General features: G+C 59.3%; 12 protein-coding genes. All 12 read right to left on the reverse strand.

Annotation, left to right across the window (positions count from 1 at the left end; all coding sequences use genetic code 11):
* Nucleotides 1-2 precede the first annotated feature (2 nt).
* Entirely contained in the window at nucleotides 3-1601 is a 1599-nt protein-coding gene (locus SPV1_RS10640) for a hydrogenase large subunit (RefSeq protein ID WP_009851202.1), read from the reverse strand.
* On the reverse strand, nucleotides 1598-3073 hold the full coding sequence (locus SPV1_RS10645; RefSeq protein WP_009851203.1) for a hydrogenase 4 subunit F: 1476 nt from the start codon (nucleotides 3071-3073) through the stop codon (nucleotides 1598-1600). Before SPV1_RS10645 ends, SPV1_RS10640 begins: the two co-directional genes overlap by 4 nt.
* Entirely contained in the window at nucleotides 3070-3747 is a 678-nt protein-coding gene (locus SPV1_RS10650; protein WP_009851204.1) for a formate hydrogenlyase, read from the reverse strand. Before SPV1_RS10650 ends, SPV1_RS10645 begins: the two co-directional genes overlap by 4 nt.
* Nucleotides 3744-4691, reverse strand: coding sequence for a respiratory chain complex I subunit 1 family protein (locus tag SPV1_RS10655; protein ID WP_009851205.1), 948 nt, complete (start codon nucleotides 4689-4691; stop codon nucleotides 3744-3746). Before SPV1_RS10655 ends, SPV1_RS10650 begins: the two co-directional genes overlap by 4 nt.
* Nucleotides 4688-6589: a hydrogenase 4 subunit B gene (gene hyfB, locus SPV1_RS10660; protein ID WP_009851206.1), complete on the reverse strand. Its 1902-nt coding sequence runs from the start codon at nucleotides 6587-6589 to the stop codon at nucleotides 4688-4690. Before hyfB ends, SPV1_RS10655 begins: the two co-directional genes overlap by 4 nt.
* 101 nt (nucleotides 6590-6690) lie before the next feature.
* Nucleotides 6691-7233: a helix-turn-helix domain-containing protein gene (locus tag SPV1_RS10665; protein ID WP_009851207.1), complete on the reverse strand. Its 543-nt coding sequence runs from the start codon at nucleotides 7231-7233 to the stop codon at nucleotides 6691-6693.
* A gap of 276 nt (nucleotides 7234-7509) precedes the next feature.
* On the reverse strand, nucleotides 7510-10434 hold the full coding sequence (locus SPV1_RS10675) for a conjugal transfer protein TraG N-terminal domain-containing protein (RefSeq protein ID WP_009851209.1): 2925 nt from the start codon (nucleotides 10432-10434) through the stop codon (nucleotides 7510-7512).
* Between the two features lie 12 nt (nucleotides 10435-10446).
* Nucleotides 10447-11838: a conjugal transfer protein TraH gene (locus SPV1_RS10680; protein WP_009851210.1), complete on the reverse strand. Its 1392-nt coding sequence runs from the start codon at nucleotides 11836-11838 to the stop codon at nucleotides 10447-10449.
* A complete protein-coding gene (locus tag SPV1_RS10685; protein WP_009851211.1) occupies nucleotides 11835-12617 on the reverse strand; it encodes a conjugal transfer protein TraF in 783 nt (260 codons plus the stop codon). Before SPV1_RS10685 ends, SPV1_RS10680 begins: the two co-directional genes overlap by 4 nt.
* On the reverse strand, nucleotides 12614-13603 hold the full coding sequence (gene traN, locus SPV1_RS10690) for a conjugal transfer protein TraN (RefSeq protein ID WP_081441992.1): 990 nt from the start codon (nucleotides 13601-13603) through the stop codon (nucleotides 12614-12616). Before traN ends, SPV1_RS10685 begins: the two co-directional genes overlap by 4 nt.
* Entirely contained in the window at nucleotides 13594-14823 is a 1230-nt protein-coding gene (locus SPV1_RS10695; RefSeq protein ID WP_040881839.1) for a hypothetical protein, read from the reverse strand. Before SPV1_RS10695 ends, traN begins: the two co-directional genes overlap by 10 nt.
* Nucleotides 14820-15542 carry a type-F conjugative transfer system pilin assembly protein TrbC gene (gene trbC, locus SPV1_RS13985; RefSeq protein WP_050754735.1) on the reverse strand — a complete coding sequence of 241 codons (723 nt, stop codon included), beginning with the start codon at nucleotides 15540-15542 and terminating at the stop codon, nucleotides 14820-14822. Before trbC ends, SPV1_RS10695 begins: the two co-directional genes overlap by 4 nt.
* Between the last annotated feature and the right edge of the window lie 16 nt (nucleotides 15543-15558).

Here is a 15558-nt window from a genome sequence, read left to right on the forward strand (position 1 = left end):
CCCTACAGATCGTTGCCCGAATACGAACAGTTGAAGGATTTGTTGTTCAGCGGAAAGTCGGGCACCGGCACCTCCCGCACGGCCAGCTCCAGTCCCAGCCAGTTGATCACCGAGGGATCGCGTACGAAACAGCGGTCGATCTGCCCGCCTTCGCCGAAGCGCACCCATGCGGCGATCTCGCCACGCCAACCCTCGATGGCGGCAAAGCCGGACACGCCGGGCTCCGGCGGTAGCCAGTTCGCAACGATCGGACCTTCGGGCATCTTCTCCAGCAACTCCGAAATCAGGCGCGAGGACTCGGCAATCTCCTCGAAGCGCACCCAGACCCGCGTGGCGACGTCGCCGAGCTTGCCTTGTGGTACATTGACTTCGAGTTCGTCATAGGGGGCATAGGCTTCCTCGATGCGTTCATCCGGGTAGTGGCCAGACGCCCGGCCGACATAGCCGAGCAATCCGATGTCCTGTGCATCCTCGACCGGCACCATGCCCGAGCCAATCACACGCCCCTGAATCGAGGGGTGGTCGGCATAGATGGCACGCAGATGTTCGACCTCGTTGGCAATGGCAAGTGTCTGCTCCCGAAGCAGGCCGATTGCCCGCTCACCGAGGTCGACGAGAACGCCGCCCGGGATCAGCGTGTTCATCAGCAGGCGATGACCGAATAGCTCCAGATGCAGGCGCGCCATGTCCTCGCGCAGACGGTGCATCTGATGGAGCATGAAGGCGAACGCGGCATCGTTGCAGACGGCGCCGATATCGCCGATATGGTTGGCGATACGTTCCCGCTCGCAAAGGATGGCGCGGATGAAGCTGGCGCGGCGAGGCACATCGATCTGGCCGGCGTATTCGCAGGCCTGGGCGAAGGCCCATGCATGCGCCACCGTGCTGTCGCCGGAGATGCGCGAAGCAACCTTGAGCCCTTCTTCCGCCGACTTGCTTTGCATGGCGCGCTCGATGCCCTTGTGCACGTAGCCTAGCCGCTCCTCCATGTTCAGGATATGTTCGCCGACGGCCAGAAAACGGAAATGTCCAGGCTCAATGATGCCGGCATGCACCGGCCCGACCGGAATTTCGTAAACGCCCTCGCTGCCCGAGCGCACATAGTCGTAATCGCCATGCGCCTCCGCCAGCAGGGGGGGGCGCGCGTCGAAATCCACGCGCAACGGATACGCCTCGCGCGGCCAGTGCTCATGCTTGATCCACGGGCGCGGATCGGGGATATCGGTGATGTGGATCCCGAACATGTCCTGCATGTGTCGCTCCATGCGGCAGGCGGCGATGTAGTGCCCGCTGATGCTCGGCAGCTCGGGATTCTCCGCCGCCAGCGGCGTGCGCAGCAGCGTGTGCCGGTGTTCGGGGTGCGCGAACGCCATGTAGGCATACATAGCATGGGCGTCCCGATCGTGGCATCCCGCTTCGGCGCCCCAGAGTGCGACCAGCCGCATGCCGAGCCGGCGCGCCTCGCAGGCTGCGTGCGCCCAGTCCAGTCGGCGGATCTCCAGGCACGGCATGTGCTCCGGGCGGTGGTCGTTCAGCCAGATCGAGTGAATGTCGCAGTCGCCGAGGTGTTCGACAAACCAGGTATTGATCGGTTGCGTCATACGCCGCCTCCTGCGGAAACCGCCGCGATCAGGGTCGCCGCCTGCTCATACCAGCCGGCCAGAAAGCCCGGGATCGACAGACCAAGCACCAATGCCAATGCCAGATGGATATAAACCGGCAGCATGTTGACCTGCACCGAAACCGCCTGCTCTGCGGTTTCACCATAGACCATCGGTTGCACGAAGCGCAGCAGACCAGCCATCGCGATCAGCAGACCCAGCAGTAGTGGAATCGTTGTCCATGGGTTTGATTCGAGCGCGGCGGTGAACAGCAGGAACTCGCTGGTGAACACGCCGAACGGCGGGAAACCGGCAATGGCCACTGTGCCAATCATAAGCCCCCAGCCGATGCCGGGATGATGGCGAATCAACCCGCGTATTTCAGACATCTTCTGCGTGCGCATGGCTTGCGCAGCATGGCCGACTGTGAAAAAGATGCCGGACTTGACCAGTGAATGGACGGTCATGTGCAGCAATGCGGCAACACCGGCCAGCTGGGTGCCGAGGCCGAAGGCGAAGGTCATCAGCCCCATGTGCTCGATCGAGGAGAAAGAGAACATGCGCTTGATGTCCCGCTGCCTGTGCAGGGAGAACGCGGCCACGAACAGTGACAGTATGCCGAATGCCATCATCATATGTCCGGCCAGACCGGTTCCGGTTGCGCCATCTACCAGCATTTTCAGCCGCACCAGCGCATATAGTGCAAGATTAAGCAAGAGTCCGGAAAGCACGGCTGAGACCGGTGTCGGCCCCTCGCCGTGGGCATCCGGCAGCCAGGCATGCATCGGCGCAAGCCCCACCTTAGTGCCGTAGCCGACCATCAAAAAGCAGAAGGCAATCGTCATGACGAAGGGATCGAGCGCGCCGGCATGCTCATGCAACAGCGTCCAGGTCAGCGCTTCATTACCGTGTCCGAGCACACTGGAGGAAGTGAAAAATACCAGTACTGTCCCGAACAGCGCCAGTGCGATGCCCATGCCGCAGAGAATAAAGTACTTCCACGCAGCGGCGATTGAGGCTGGTGTTCGATATAGAGAAACCAGCAGTACCGTCGCTAATGTGGCCAGCTCCAGCGAAACCCATAGCACGCCGATATTGTTCGTGGTAAAGCCGAGCAACATGCCGAACTGGAAGAGTTGGAACATGCTGTGGTATAGCCTCATTTGGCGAGCATTGACACGGCCGGCGTCGAATTCGTGTCGCATATAGGGGGCGGAAAAGATGGCTGTGGTCATGCCGACGAATGCGGTCAGTGCAACCAGAAAAGCATTGTAGGCATCCAGATGGAACCAGCCATCCAGAGTGTTGAAACCACGCGCATTGAGCACCTGCATGGCAAGCCCCAGGCTGAACGTGAATGTGACCATGCCGATGGCGATATTGGCGCGAGCGGCCCATCGAGGGTGGCGGATCCCGGCGAGTAGAAGGCCGCCGAGTAGCGGGGTGAACAGCACGATGAGAAACAGATTCATTCGTTCTCATCCTCCTGGATCAGGTGCGACTGCATGATATCCACTTCCAGAGAGTCGAAAGTTTCTCTGATCTGAAAAAAGAATAGGCCGAAGATCAACGCGGCAATGAGTACATCGAAGGCGATACCAATCTCCACCACCAGTGGCATGCCGTTGGTCGAACCGATGGCGGCGAAGAACAGTGCGTTCTCGACGGCCAGGAAACCGATCACCTGGGTGATGGCCTTTCTGCGCGTGATCATCATCAGCATGCCCAGTAGTACGCAGGCGGTGGCGATGGCCATCGAGTCGCGTGTCAAAAGCTCCGAAATTTTTTCGATGGGTTGAATAATGTGAAACGAGAAGAGCGTGACGGCCAGCGCAATGAGCATGGTCAGCGGCATATTCATCAGTGGTTCGACCTCACGGTGGACATGCAGTTCCTTGATGACGCGCCACAATAGCCATGGCAGCAGCAGTCCCTTGAGCAGAAAGGTCATCACCGCTGAGATATAAAGTTCATGATTGTCGGTGCCATAGGCGACCACAACGGCAGTCACCGCCAGCAGCACGCCCTGCGCCGCGAACCAGTTGAGCACCGAGAGCATGCGGTGTTGCGCCAGCAGCGCAAAGGAGACTAACAGCATCAAGGCAGCCAAACTGTCGACCAGTTGTTGGAGAAATGCGCCGCTCATGCGCCGACCTCCAGCATGTAGTGTGTGAGCAGCCCCAGAAAAGCGATGACAAACGCGCCTGAGAGGTATTCCGGCGCCTCGAATAGACGCATTTTTGCCAGCCCCGTTTCTGCCAGTGCCAGCATAAGCAACAAACCGAAGAGCTTGGCAACCCACAGCGCCAACGCCAATGTCAGCGCTAAGATGCCGGCATCGGTTGCCATGCCCCAAGGCAGGAACAGATCGATGAGCAGTGTGGCGAACAGCAGTAGTTTAATCATCGCGGCCCACTCCATCAGCGCTAGGTGACGCCCGGAATATTCCAGGATCATGGCTTCGTGGATCATCGTCAGTTCCAGATGCGTGGTCGGATTGTCGATCGGGATGCGTCCGTTCTCGGCGATGGCGATCATCACCATCGCCGCCAGCGCGAATGCCAGCGACGGTTGCAAGACCAACGGCGCATTTAGCGCGTGATTGATCATTGTCGTCAGGTTGGTGCTGTGCGCGGAAAGTGAGAGTACGAATACGCTCATCAGCATGGCCGGCTCGGCTAGCGCTGAAAACGTCATTTCGCGGCTGGCACCCATGCCGCCGAATGCCGTACCGATGTCCATGCCGGCCAATGCAAGGAAGAAACGGGCCAGCGCCAGAAGTGCCACCAGCGCAATAACATCGGCAGTGAGCGACAAGGGGGTGTTGACCAGCACGGCTGGCACGCAGCTGGCCGCCATGACCGTGGCCGTGAAGACCACATAGGGAGCGAAGCGGAAAATCCACGAGGCATGTTCCGCCATGACCACTTCTTTGGCGATCAGCTTGCGCAGGTTCCGCCATGGCTGCATTACGCCCCCGCCGCGGCGGTTCTGCAGCCTGGCCTTGCATGTGGCCACGAAGCCTGCGGCAAGTGGTGCCAGTACGATCAGCAGTACTGCCTGCAGGAATTGGATGAGAAATGCGTTCATGCGAACGCCACCAGCAGGAAGAGGATCGTGGCAAAGGTCCAGGCGAGATAGGCATGGATTCCGCGCTGATGTTCATGCCGAACCCGTTTGGCAAGGCCCAGCGTTAGCCGAGCCAGCGGCTGATAGAGATGTCTGACGGCCGGATCGCCAACGTGCACGGTATAACGAACCCTGCGCGTGAGAAGCTTGTGCGCCGGGCGCTCGACATGGATATGCTCCTCGGGCCGCAACACGCCGGCGAAGATGCGGCGCAACGGTTGCGAAAAAGCGGTCGCGTTGTACTGCATGCGGGCATGGATATGCGGATTGCCGCAGCTCCACAATGCGCCACGCCGAATGCGGCAACCCTTCGGGTGCAACCACCAGTAAACCAGACCACCGACGCCCAGCATGCCGGCCAGCGCCACAGGCGCCGAATAGGAAGCATGCGTCGCATCGACCGGAGTCAGCCAGAGCCAACCGTGCTCGTACAGATGCGCGCCCAGCGAGACATGGAGCAGGGAAGCCGGAATGGCATCCATGAGCGGAATGAACATCACCGGCAGTAGGCCGAGCAGCAGACAAAGCAGCGCGGGAATCGCCATGCCGAGTTTCATCCAGCCATCCACTTCGTGCGCTCCGGCCACATGTTCACTGCGTGCATGCCCCAAAAAGACCACGCCGAATACCTTGACGAAACAGGCTGCGGCCAAGGCTCCCGCCAAGGCCAGCATGGCGGCGGAAAACGGAACGATGGCGGTAAGCAGCGCACCACCCAGTTGCGGCGCCATCAGCGCGGTCTGGAAGGTCAGCCATTCCGACACGAAACCATTGAACGGTGGCAAGGCCGAGATCGAGACACAGGCAACGAGGAAGAACAACGCGGTGGCGGGCATGCGATGGATCAATCCTCCCATGGTTTCCATGTCGCGCGTGCCGGTGACATGCAGCACGGCGCCCGCCCCCATGAACAGGAGACCCTTGAACAGGGCATGATTGATCGTGTGATAAAGCCCGGCGATCAGTCCGAGCGCCGCGAGCAACGGGTGACCGAAATGCGCGAGCAGCATGCCCAGCCCCAGTCCGATCAGAATGATGCCGATGTTCTCGATCGAGTGGTAGGCCAAAAGCCGCTTCAGATCGTGTTGTTGCAGCGCGAAAAGCACGCCGGATACCGCAGAGGCGGAACCGGCGGTGAGCACCAGCGCACCCCACCACCACTGGAAATCGCCCGGGCCGATCAGATCCCAGACCACGCGGAGAAAACCGAAGACGGCCACTTTGAGCATGATGCCGCTCATCAGCGCGGAAACATTGCTGGGCGCGACCGGATGGGCATCGGGCAGCCAGCCGTGCATCGGCACCACACCGGCCTTCGTGCCAAAACCAAAGGCCACAAGCAGAAACGCGGCCGTGGCCCAGAACGGGAAGAGGTGTGCTGCACGCATGACGGAAAACTCGAATGAACCGCTGGCCGCGTAGAGCACTGCGAAGCCGCCGAGAATCAGCAGCCCGGCCAGATGCGCCATCAGCAAATAGATGAAGCCTGCCTTGCGGTTCTCAAGACGCTCATGCTCAAACGTGACGAGGAAATAGGACGACACGCTCATCATCTCCCAGAACAGCATGAAGGTGAAGGCATCATCGGCGATTACCACACCCAGCATGCCGAGCACGAACAGCGGCAGGAACACGGCCAGCGCGCCCAGCCGTTTCTCTCCTTTAAGATAGCCTTGTGAATAAATGGCCACTGGCAGCAACAGAGTGCCAATGACCAGCAGAAAGAAGGCACTTAGCCCATCTACGCGGAAATGCATTGGCAGCCAGGGCAGGCCGAGGGGAAGAATCAACGAGGTTGGTTCAGTCAGTAGCCCTTGAATGCCGCCAATCATGGCTGATAAGCCGCTGATGGCCAGCAAAAGACAAAGTATGCTACGCCGTGCATCTCCTCCCAATGCGGGAGCTATAGCTGAGGCCAACAGAGGTGTTCCACAGGCGGTGATGGCAAGTGCCATCGCTGTCATCGGGAACGCACCATAAGGATTTCACAGCGCGTATCGGAGATATTCCGCCAGTTGTGCGGCTTACGCGCATCGTAATAGACTGATTGCATTTCACACAACTCATAGCTGCGTTCATCATATTCCAGCACCGCCCTGCCCTTGCGCATCCATACGAAGGCATGTGGACTCTTGATGCCGTATTTGTTTTCATCGAAACAGCCGCCGGGATCCAGTTGCACCAGCATCGGCTCGAACCCGGCCGGTTGATGCATGGCCGTCAGCGGCACAAAGCGTCCGCCTTGGCCGAGCGGTACCGATGGTCGCTCATTCAGATCGAAAATTTCAATGTCGGCAGGATTGCCTGAATCCAGAAAGAAGGCGGCGATGGCAATGCCCAACCCATCGGCCAGCTTTTCCAGCGTGGCCACCGACGGCGAGGTTTGCCCGGCCTCCAGTTGCGACAGGGCCGCCGCGCTGATACCGGCGGCCTCCGCCAGCGCGCGCTGGGAAAGGCCCTGTTGCTCTCTGAGCGATCTGATTGTACCCCCGATGTTTTGCATGCGGCGGTATTATTCACTATTCTAATCTACTGTCAATTATTTCGATCACCCCTTCTCCCAGATCAGCGATCGGACACATTACCGGGCAATGTGTTCGCTGCCGCCGGTGCAGGTTGCGGAGGACAATGATTTCGATCGCAAATGGCGGACAATGCACGATATATTCCATATCCTGTTATCGAGGCATATCATCCGAGGAGAACCCATGAGCGGATTTCCCCATTGCCCGGAATGCAATTCCGAATACATCTATGAAAATCGCGGTGCCCGGACTGATTAGCCCTTTTCATCCTTTTTCTCTGGCGGCTCGACATGCACGCCCGGCTCCTCGCCGCCAAGCCGACCCGGACTTCCCTTGAGCACGCCTACATCGCGGGTCACATCCGGCGTTTCAAACAATGGCGTGCCCGGTACATGATGGTCTTTCAGCGTCACGCCATTGCCATCTGACATCCCGGCGATGAATCCTCCGGCCGCCTCAGGCAACTGATCCTTGATGTTTTGCCAGGTGTTGGCAGCAACACGTCCCCCTAAGTGGGTAGATTGCCCGTCCACATCGTCTTTGAGGCTCTGCAACTTTCCGGATACCTCAGACTGACCGTGTTCAACGGCCGTCTGATTGGCTTGGCTCCTACGTTCAGCGTCACTTATCTTCTGATCCACGTGCGGCAAGGCTGGTTGCTTCGAGGGATCCAAATCAGCCTCCCGCTGCTTGTGATCGACGGTGCCCGTCGGATCTGAAACACGGTGTCCGGGCTCGAGAGTCCCGGTCGCCTCCTGCATCTCCGCTTCCCAGCCGGCCACCCTGCCATCGCCATCAATGTCGATGTCCATACCGCTTCGGTGCATGACATATTCGGAGAACTCCTCGCTTGCGGCCAATTGCTCGATCTTGCCGCGGTTTGCCGTGTCATGCACATCGATACCCTTCGATGCGGCAAACTGCTCCAGATAATCGTTGGCTGTCGCTTGGATATCGCGTGAATGTGCTTTCCCGAATTCCTCGGCCTGGCGCAATTCTTCTGTTCGTCGATGGGCGGCGCTGTATTGCTCCTGCTCCTGAGAAAGACGCGTGTGCGTATCCACAAGGCTCTTTCCAGCGTCCGTGCTGTGCATGGACGATGTATCGCGGCTTGCCGCCTCGGCCAAGCGGTTTTCCACCTGTTGGGCGTGCGTGAATGTCTGCGCTATCTTGCCGGTCGTGGCATCCTTGTAGGCTTCTTGAAGCTTGGAATCTGAAACGCCCTCAATTCTTGCCTGTGCGCTTACCTTCCCGCCCGTTCCAAACAACTCGAAGCCACCACTCATGGATGCGCTGGCGTTGGCCAGAATCCGGGCAGCCTGTTCATCGGTCAGGCCATGCTCCCTGGCAAAGTTGTGGGCAATTTCACGGCTACTCTGGAAGCTCTTCGTATCGCCGACAATACTGCTCACCTCTTTGCGTAGCGCGCTGCTCTCACTGTACCGGGCGGTCTCCACAAGTTGCTCCGCAGCCGCGCTCTGCGCGGTTTGTGCTACCATAACGTTCTTCGCATGCGTTCGCTCCACCGCCTCGGCATGATTTCGGGCATTGGAAACATTGTGCATCAGCGCCTGCCTGCTCGATACTCCCACGCCGAGGTCGCTGTTGATCAGCTGGCTGGCCACACGCCCGCCAGGGCTGAAGTGGTCCGTAAAGGCGCCGTTGGAGTATTGCGCGCCCAGATTCATGTTCGGCGCCATCTGCTGCTGCATGACGGACTGGTTGCCGGCTTGCAGATTGCCGGTGCTGATATTGCCGCGTGCCATTTCGCCACCCATCTGGTTAGCCGCCTGGGTGGCTGGCATGAACAGCTGCTGCGCCAGTTGCGAGAAGGCGAATCCGCCTGCCGTCACAAGTCCCCAGGCCAAAAGCGGAATAGACAGTGCGAGGTATCCCGCGATGATCACCATGTCCGAATTCACCTGAGTCATGCCTTGCAAGCCCGCCATGCTCGCGGGCGACAGAACGCCGTCTGCGATGCTTCGCGTGGCGGACTTGTCGTAGAGCGACACCACCATGTTCAGTATGGCGTACAGCACGGGCCATAGCTGAATCCAGATCATCATCTTGAGGTATGTGGCCAGCGCCTTGCCGGACACGGTGACCGGCAGTAGCAACGCCAGGAACACAACAAAGAATGTGCCATAGATAATGACCTGGAAAACCGTCTGCATGATCGGCAGCGCCCGGGCGGCAATCTCGCCCATGGTTCGGTAGGCGCTCCGTTGCTGGCGTTCCGTGACGGTCACGGCCCAAGCCGTCGCGGCGGCCGTGGCGTTTGCCATCGAAGCCACCTGGCCGTAGGAATCACGGAAGAAGTTTGCCAGCGCGGACTGTGTCACCATCTGACTGGCCGTCGTAGAGATATTCGCCAGATAACCGTAAGTGGCGGGCAGCGCGGAAAGCAGACGCGCGCGCATTACGGCTGGCGCCTGGCCAGTGTTCCCGAACAAAGCGTTTGCGAACCTTCCGATCATGCTGTCCACCACGGGCGTGATGTCCGTTTTCAGACGCGTTGCCGCCTGCTTGCAGGTCAGAAATGTCGAGGCTCCGTTGCCAGGATCGTAGAACATTCCGCGAATGCCCGAATTGAGGGCCGGCGACAGGATCAGGGACAGAAGATTCGATGAATAGTAGATATCCTTCATGGAATAGAAGCCATAGGCGACGTTGTAGTAAACGCACTGCCGGGCGTACTCGGTCAGGTTCTTGTTCAGCAATGGATCGTCAAACATGGCGTTGTTGATAGCCAACACCAGTTTGGAGCCGAAGACCATGCCGGTGTTGTGATACAGCATGTCGTTCGGCGGCGTGAATACCGCCTCGGTCATCGTCGTCAACCCGTCTCCGATGGTGGAGAACAGCCAGGCCGGCGCGGCCAGACCGAACGGAACATTGGCCACCACTCGGGTTGCAGCCGGATTCAACCGGTCCATGATGACCACGTTCATCTTCGGCACGAAGAAGATGTTGAACATCAGCATGAACATGACGAACCAGTGCCAGTTGATGGTGCGCCGCAACACGCCCATCTCGATCACCACCCAGAACAGAGACAATATGCCGAACAGACGAATCAACGTCAGATAGTCTCCTCCGCCCATCAAGGACGCGATTGCATTGAAGACCTCGTAGAGCGCCTCGCCGCCGCCGTAGGTGTATACCGTGTAGGAAGTCATGTCATGCCGGCATCAATGGGCGCGCGCATACTGGAAGACCTCCTGAAAATGCGGCGTCAGATTGCTGATGAGCACCTGATCCAGGAACCTGGCCTTTTGCAGAATCTCCGTAGCCGCCATGAAATTCCTGTTCTTCGTGATTTCCCGGAACTCCCTGTTCCTGGAATCCACGCTCGCCATCAGCGCTCCCCACAGCTCCTTTGGAGCCGTAGCCGCAACCTGTCTGGCAGAGTCCACCGCAGCCTTGTAAGCCCAGTCGAGATATGTGGCGACCATGTCGAACGCCACCGGTTCCACCAGCTCGTTTTCCACCTGAAGCGCGACCGAGGGCCCAAGCGCCACGGCCGTAGTCATCATCTTCAGCACGGGCAGTCTGCTGATGCCGATCAGCTTGCGCGTGTTGGCGGTGAGCTGCGCCGGTGCGCCGAATCGCTCGGAGGACAGCTTGGTGCGGATCTCATCCAGCGCCGCCTGCACCTGCTTGCGATAACCATCCAGAGGAATCTTCACCTTCGCCGGTTTCAGGCAATCCGTAGCAGTGTCGCACTTGTAGACCTCGGCCGCGGCGACTCCGCCCGTGCCGTTGACCAGTTGCTCCAACTTCAACGCGGTGGGAGCCAGATAACGAACATCCGGCTGGCCTCCCGCGGCAGTCTCGATCACGTACGTGCCGACCAGAGACATCAGAAACTCCTTCATCGAGGCGGAAAGGCCCGTGTAGGTCTGTTTCTTCATGCCCGTCCAGAGCAGGTTCTTGCGGGCCATCTGTTGCTCCTTTTCCTGCGGCGTCAATGGCATTCCGTAGTAGATGTTCCGCCGGGCGCCGCCGCTCTGGCAATAACGCTCCGCATCCTTGTAGTCGGAAACGATACCCCTGGCCATGGCGATCGCCTGGCAGCCCTTGGCGCTGTTCTCTGTGAGCACGCCGACCAGTCCGTTCACAGCGGTCTGCGCCGCATGACAGGAATTGATGGAGGCCTGGTTGATCTTCTGAATGACCTTTTGCAAATCCTGCATGGTGCTGTAGATCTGGGGTGCGAAGGTTTGCAGTGCCAGATTGAATGCGTAGCCGACGGCGTTGTTCCCGATGTTGCGCAGCATCTGCGTAAACTGGGCTTTGTTGATGAAGGAGAAGCCGCCAAGATAGAGATCGATGCCGCCGCATCCCTCGCTGATCGAGGGAGGCGTGATGGACAGCAACTGGTAGCTGCGCACCGGCGCCTTGATGAACATGCCGCCACCGGTGAAATAGCCACCGGCCTGGGACTGGTAGACGCCCGCAGGCGTGACGTTGCCGCTCATGCCCAGACTGGAGTAGAAGTTTCGCATGTCCTGATTGATTCCGGCGCTTGCCTCCGTGGCCAGGCAAGCCACTGCCAACAGGGCGCAAAGGATCCGCTTCATTTCCCACCTCCATCTTCGCGGGCGTTGACGATGGAGACGATCCGGCGCGCAAGCTCCGACTCGCTGATCATCCCGAATGCGACGGGAAACACCTCGCGGCGGCGTGGATTCACCAGGAACAACGCTGGAACGCTCTGTACGCCAAACTGCGAAGATATGCCGTGATCCATCTCGGGCCGCGGATAGTCCGGCAAACCGATGCCGTCCTGACTGACAGGAATCACGCTGAAGCCGTGCTTTGCGGCGAAGTGGCGGAGCATGGGAGCCTCTGCATGGCAATACGGGCAGGTGGAGCGAAACATGAAGATCATCCCGTAACGCCCGGCGATCTCGTTCAGACGTTGCCTGTAGTGTGCGTCTTTCTCCTCGCGCCGGATCAACAACGCGCGTCCGTCGATCGGATGATCGATGGAATAGTCCAGCCCGGGATGAGTCCAGAGAACCCTTTGCCACGCATTGGCGAAGGCATCGGACTTGTCGTTCACCCAGTTTTGCAGGCGAATGTAGGCCACCATGTTCCTATCAGTGGGATGCATGACGGCCCTCTCCTTCAGCGACTTCAACTGCCTGCGGGCCTCCTCGATGGTCTTTGGTGGAAACGCATACGATTCTTCCCGCTGCCGTTTCTCCTGCTTCGGCGGCCTCTCATACCAAAACCAGCCGCGTTCATGATCGAAAAAAAACGATGCATCTGTGGTCTTCGCGTGAATCGCGCATGGCGGAAAGAGAATGGCGAACACCAGTACAATCCATTGCATCTGCCACACAGTCCGGTTCATGGAGCGATCCTGCCGCCGTTCGGCGCGCCGGAGTTGTAGTAATTACGCATGCGCGTCTGGATACGATTGCCGAGCTTGGTTCCATTCATCGGCGTCATTCGGTTCATGATGTCCGAATAGAATTCGGACAGGTTCATCTTCGAAAAGTCCAGGCGCTGAAATTCTTGCGGTGTGAATCCGCGACAATTGGGGGCTTGAGCGGCGCCCCAGCCGATGCCCAGCTGAGGGCGTCCCTGCTCCTGTATGATGCGCGCCAGTTTGGACGGGAAAACACACCAGACTTCCTGTATGCGCAGACAAATACCGAAAAGTCCTTTGGCGGCGCAGAAAGAACCGATGAAGTGCCCCGTAGCCGCCTGCCTGGCCTGGGCCAGCTTTTTCGCGCTTGCCGGGCACCCCTTGATGATATTTTTACCCCAGCCGGAAGGTGATGCCGTGCAGCAGTTCTTCGCTCCGAGGATGGTGCGGTTGCAATGTTCGGGGCCTCCCTTGAAGATACTGATCCCGCCGGAGGCGCTGGCCGAGGCGCCAGCCGCGGCCGCCGCCGCAAACCGCGACACGACATAGGCGAAATCGTTGGCCGGCGGCGTGTTGGTCTTGAAACAGGTGCCGGCCACGCACATGGCGGCGTTGCCGCACACTTGTCTTGTCACTGTCGTTCCCTTCTTGATGATGCACTGGTAGGTGTTTTGAAAGGTGGCGCATGAGCCATCCGGTTGCCTGCTGATGCACGCGCTGGATACCTGCTGACACCCTTTGGCAATCAGCGGCTTGCAAGTGTCCACCATCGCGCCAGGGCATTGGTATCTGTCGCGCCAGCGCCAGCATGGACGCAGCACCTTTTGCCCGGCAATGAATCGAGGGGTCTTGTCCACGCAAACATGCGTTTTCCGCACGCAATTGGGATCCGTGCGAGGATTGATTGCAGCCTGCGCTTCCGAAACGCACGCAAGCACAAGGAACAGTCCCACAACGATTATCGGCATGGCTGGTTCACCCACTGATCGCGGAATGTCACCGCATCGTGATTACGCGTAAATTTCAGTGTTGCATATCGATAGTCGGGAACCTGAACAGCTTGAACGGGTTGGATGCAGTATCGGCCGTATCGCCACCACCGTCCCTGCCTGTGCCAACCATAGCCCCATCGGCTGCACCGAGGTTGACACATGGAACCCCACATCACTGATCCGCAGCAATATCCCGTACGCCACTGTCGGCCGCGTCTGTAACGGTAAGAGGCGCCCGGGCCGCCATCCGAGCATGCCGTGTGCGTCGTGCCCATGTTTACGCGGAATTTCACGGAACACCGATTCCCATTGCAGCCGTTGCTCTTCATCAGAATCGGGGGCGCGGCAAAGCAATAGAAGTACCCCGACCATCCAACATAATAGATGGAACCGATGTTTTTCCAGCCTGTCGCCCAAGGTTGCGCGCGAGTGAAAAAATGGCCGAGATTGCGGTACCATTTGAACCAGTCGCAGTTTCCAAGACCATCGGAACCGCTGACCTTGATCCGCGTCGCCTGACCGGGAGCCGAACAGATGGCCTGGAACATTATATGTCCTGAATACCACCCATATTGATACGGCACGGTGATCCCGGAAATGGTGGTGGATGCGAGCGGAGTGCCAATGGCGCAAAACGGCCTGCTCCTGGCCGTCACGGTGAGAACCCGATCGCATGTGTTGCTGGTTACGGAGCGGCTTTTGGTACAGGTGAACGTGCCGTAGGTATCCGGCGTGGTCGTGGTCACGTTGCGGCAGGCGCCGGTTGCTCCCGGATTGACCCCGGCGATAGCTTGCGCGTTCTTCTGGATGGATTGCGCGCCCCGGATCAGGGGATCCTTTGCGGTGATATTGAACTGGGGGCGTGTTGCGGCCGAATGCTGGATAAATACGCCCGCACCGGTTTTATCCGACGTCACGGCCGTGCTTCCGGTTCCGGCATTGGAGAGCGCGGCGGGGTTGCGGTAGAGGGATGTCTGCGATGGATTGGCCGTGCTGAAGCCGGGTACACTGGCGTTTGTCGGCTGCGCTCGTGCGGATGATGTTGCCCTGTTCATCTGCGCATGCCCAAATGCCTGCGCGTCCTGGAAAGGTCCGGCATGGGCGCTGGCCATCAGCCATGCCATGAGCGCGCAGACCAAGCCGATGATCGCCCATCCGGAGATGGGCATTTTCCCCCGACCATTCAGATGGCTCATCGCCTGCTTTCCCTGCCCCGCGCGAAAAACCCGGTCTTGAGCCGGTCCAGATATGCATCCGCGCGGGATTGGGCCTCCGGCCTGCGCGTCTTCATGGCGCGCAGGGCGTAGTCCATGCTCACATCGCCGGAAATCTTCAGGTGCCTCGGGATGAAACCGTCACCGCATGACGGGCACTCGTCCTCCAGCAGCAGAACAAAACTCGGAACATTTGATACATGGAATCGTTCAAAAGCGACAGGATTGATGGAGACACCATCGACCCCCGATCGGCGAACGGCATCAGCGGTGGCGCGAAACGATGGTCTGCCACTTGAGTCCGATACCAATCCGCGCAGCAGTATGGCTGCGTGGGCCTGCTCAGCCTGGCGGACAAGGCGCTTCAGGCTTTCCGCCGGCATGGAAAACGACACGAACACCAGAAGGCCGGGGGATGCGCGCTGCGCGTCTCGCCCAAGCCCCGCCTTTTGGGCGTTGCGAACCACTTCATTGAAATCCGCATGCACGGAGGGCTGCCTTGTCAGGGATGGAAATGACGGAACAGCCACGCGGTCCGGATTGAATTGGAACAACTTCCCGCGTGCGCGGCGCGCGGCGTCACGCACATCGTCCGCGGATGGCAGGTCTGACCCGGCCTGCTGCGTCTTTTTCATTGCCATATCTGACGGGAACGGCGGCGCATCCGCGGCCCACGCCGCATGCACAGCCAGCAGCGCCACGACCACTCCCGCCCGA

The sequence above is a fragment of the Mariprofundus ferrooxydans PV-1 genome, assembly GCF_000153765.1.
Lineage (GTDB): Bacteria > Pseudomonadota > Zetaproteobacteria > Mariprofundales > Mariprofundaceae > Mariprofundus > Mariprofundus ferrooxydans.

Bases quoted from the DNA above. Each gene is read 5' to 3' on its own strand.
- traN (WP_081441992.1), bottom strand. From the start codon at position 13,603: ATGCCGATAATCGTTGTGGGACTGTTCCTTGTGCTTGCGTGCGTTTCG.
- SPV1_RS10655 (WP_009851205.1), bottom strand. From the start codon at position 4,691: ATGAACGCATTTCTCATCCAATTCCTGCAGGCAGTACTGCTGATCGTA.
- SPV1_RS10665 (WP_009851207.1), bottom strand. From the start codon at position 7,233: ATGCAAAACATCGGGGGTACAATCAGATCGCTCAGAGAGCAACAGGGC.
- SPV1_RS10680 (WP_009851210.1), bottom strand. From the start codon at position 11,838: ATGAAGCGGATCCTTTGCGCCCTGTTGGCAGTGGCTTGCCTGGCCACG.
- SPV1_RS10650 (WP_009851204.1), bottom strand. From the start codon at position 3,747: ATGAGCGGCGCATTTCTCCAACAACTGGTCGACAGTTTGGCTGCCTTG.
- SPV1_RS10695 (WP_040881839.1), bottom strand. From the start codon at position 14,823: ATGAGCCATCTGAATGGTCGGGGGAAAATGCCCATCTCCGGATGGGCG.
- SPV1_RS10685 (WP_009851211.1), bottom strand. From the start codon at position 12,617: ATGAACCGGACTGTGTGGCAGATGCAATGGATTGTACTGGTGTTCGCC.
- SPV1_RS10645 (WP_009851203.1), bottom strand. From the start codon at position 3,073: ATGAATCTGTTTCTCATCGTGCTGTTCACCCCGCTACTCGGCGGCCTT.
- SPV1_RS10675 (WP_009851209.1), bottom strand. From the start codon at position 10,434: ATGACTTCCTACACGGTATACACCTACGGCGGCGGCGAGGCGCTCTAC.
- SPV1_RS10640 (WP_009851202.1), bottom strand. From the start codon at position 1,601: ATGACGCAACCGATCAATACCTGGTTTGTCGAACACCTCGGCGACTGC.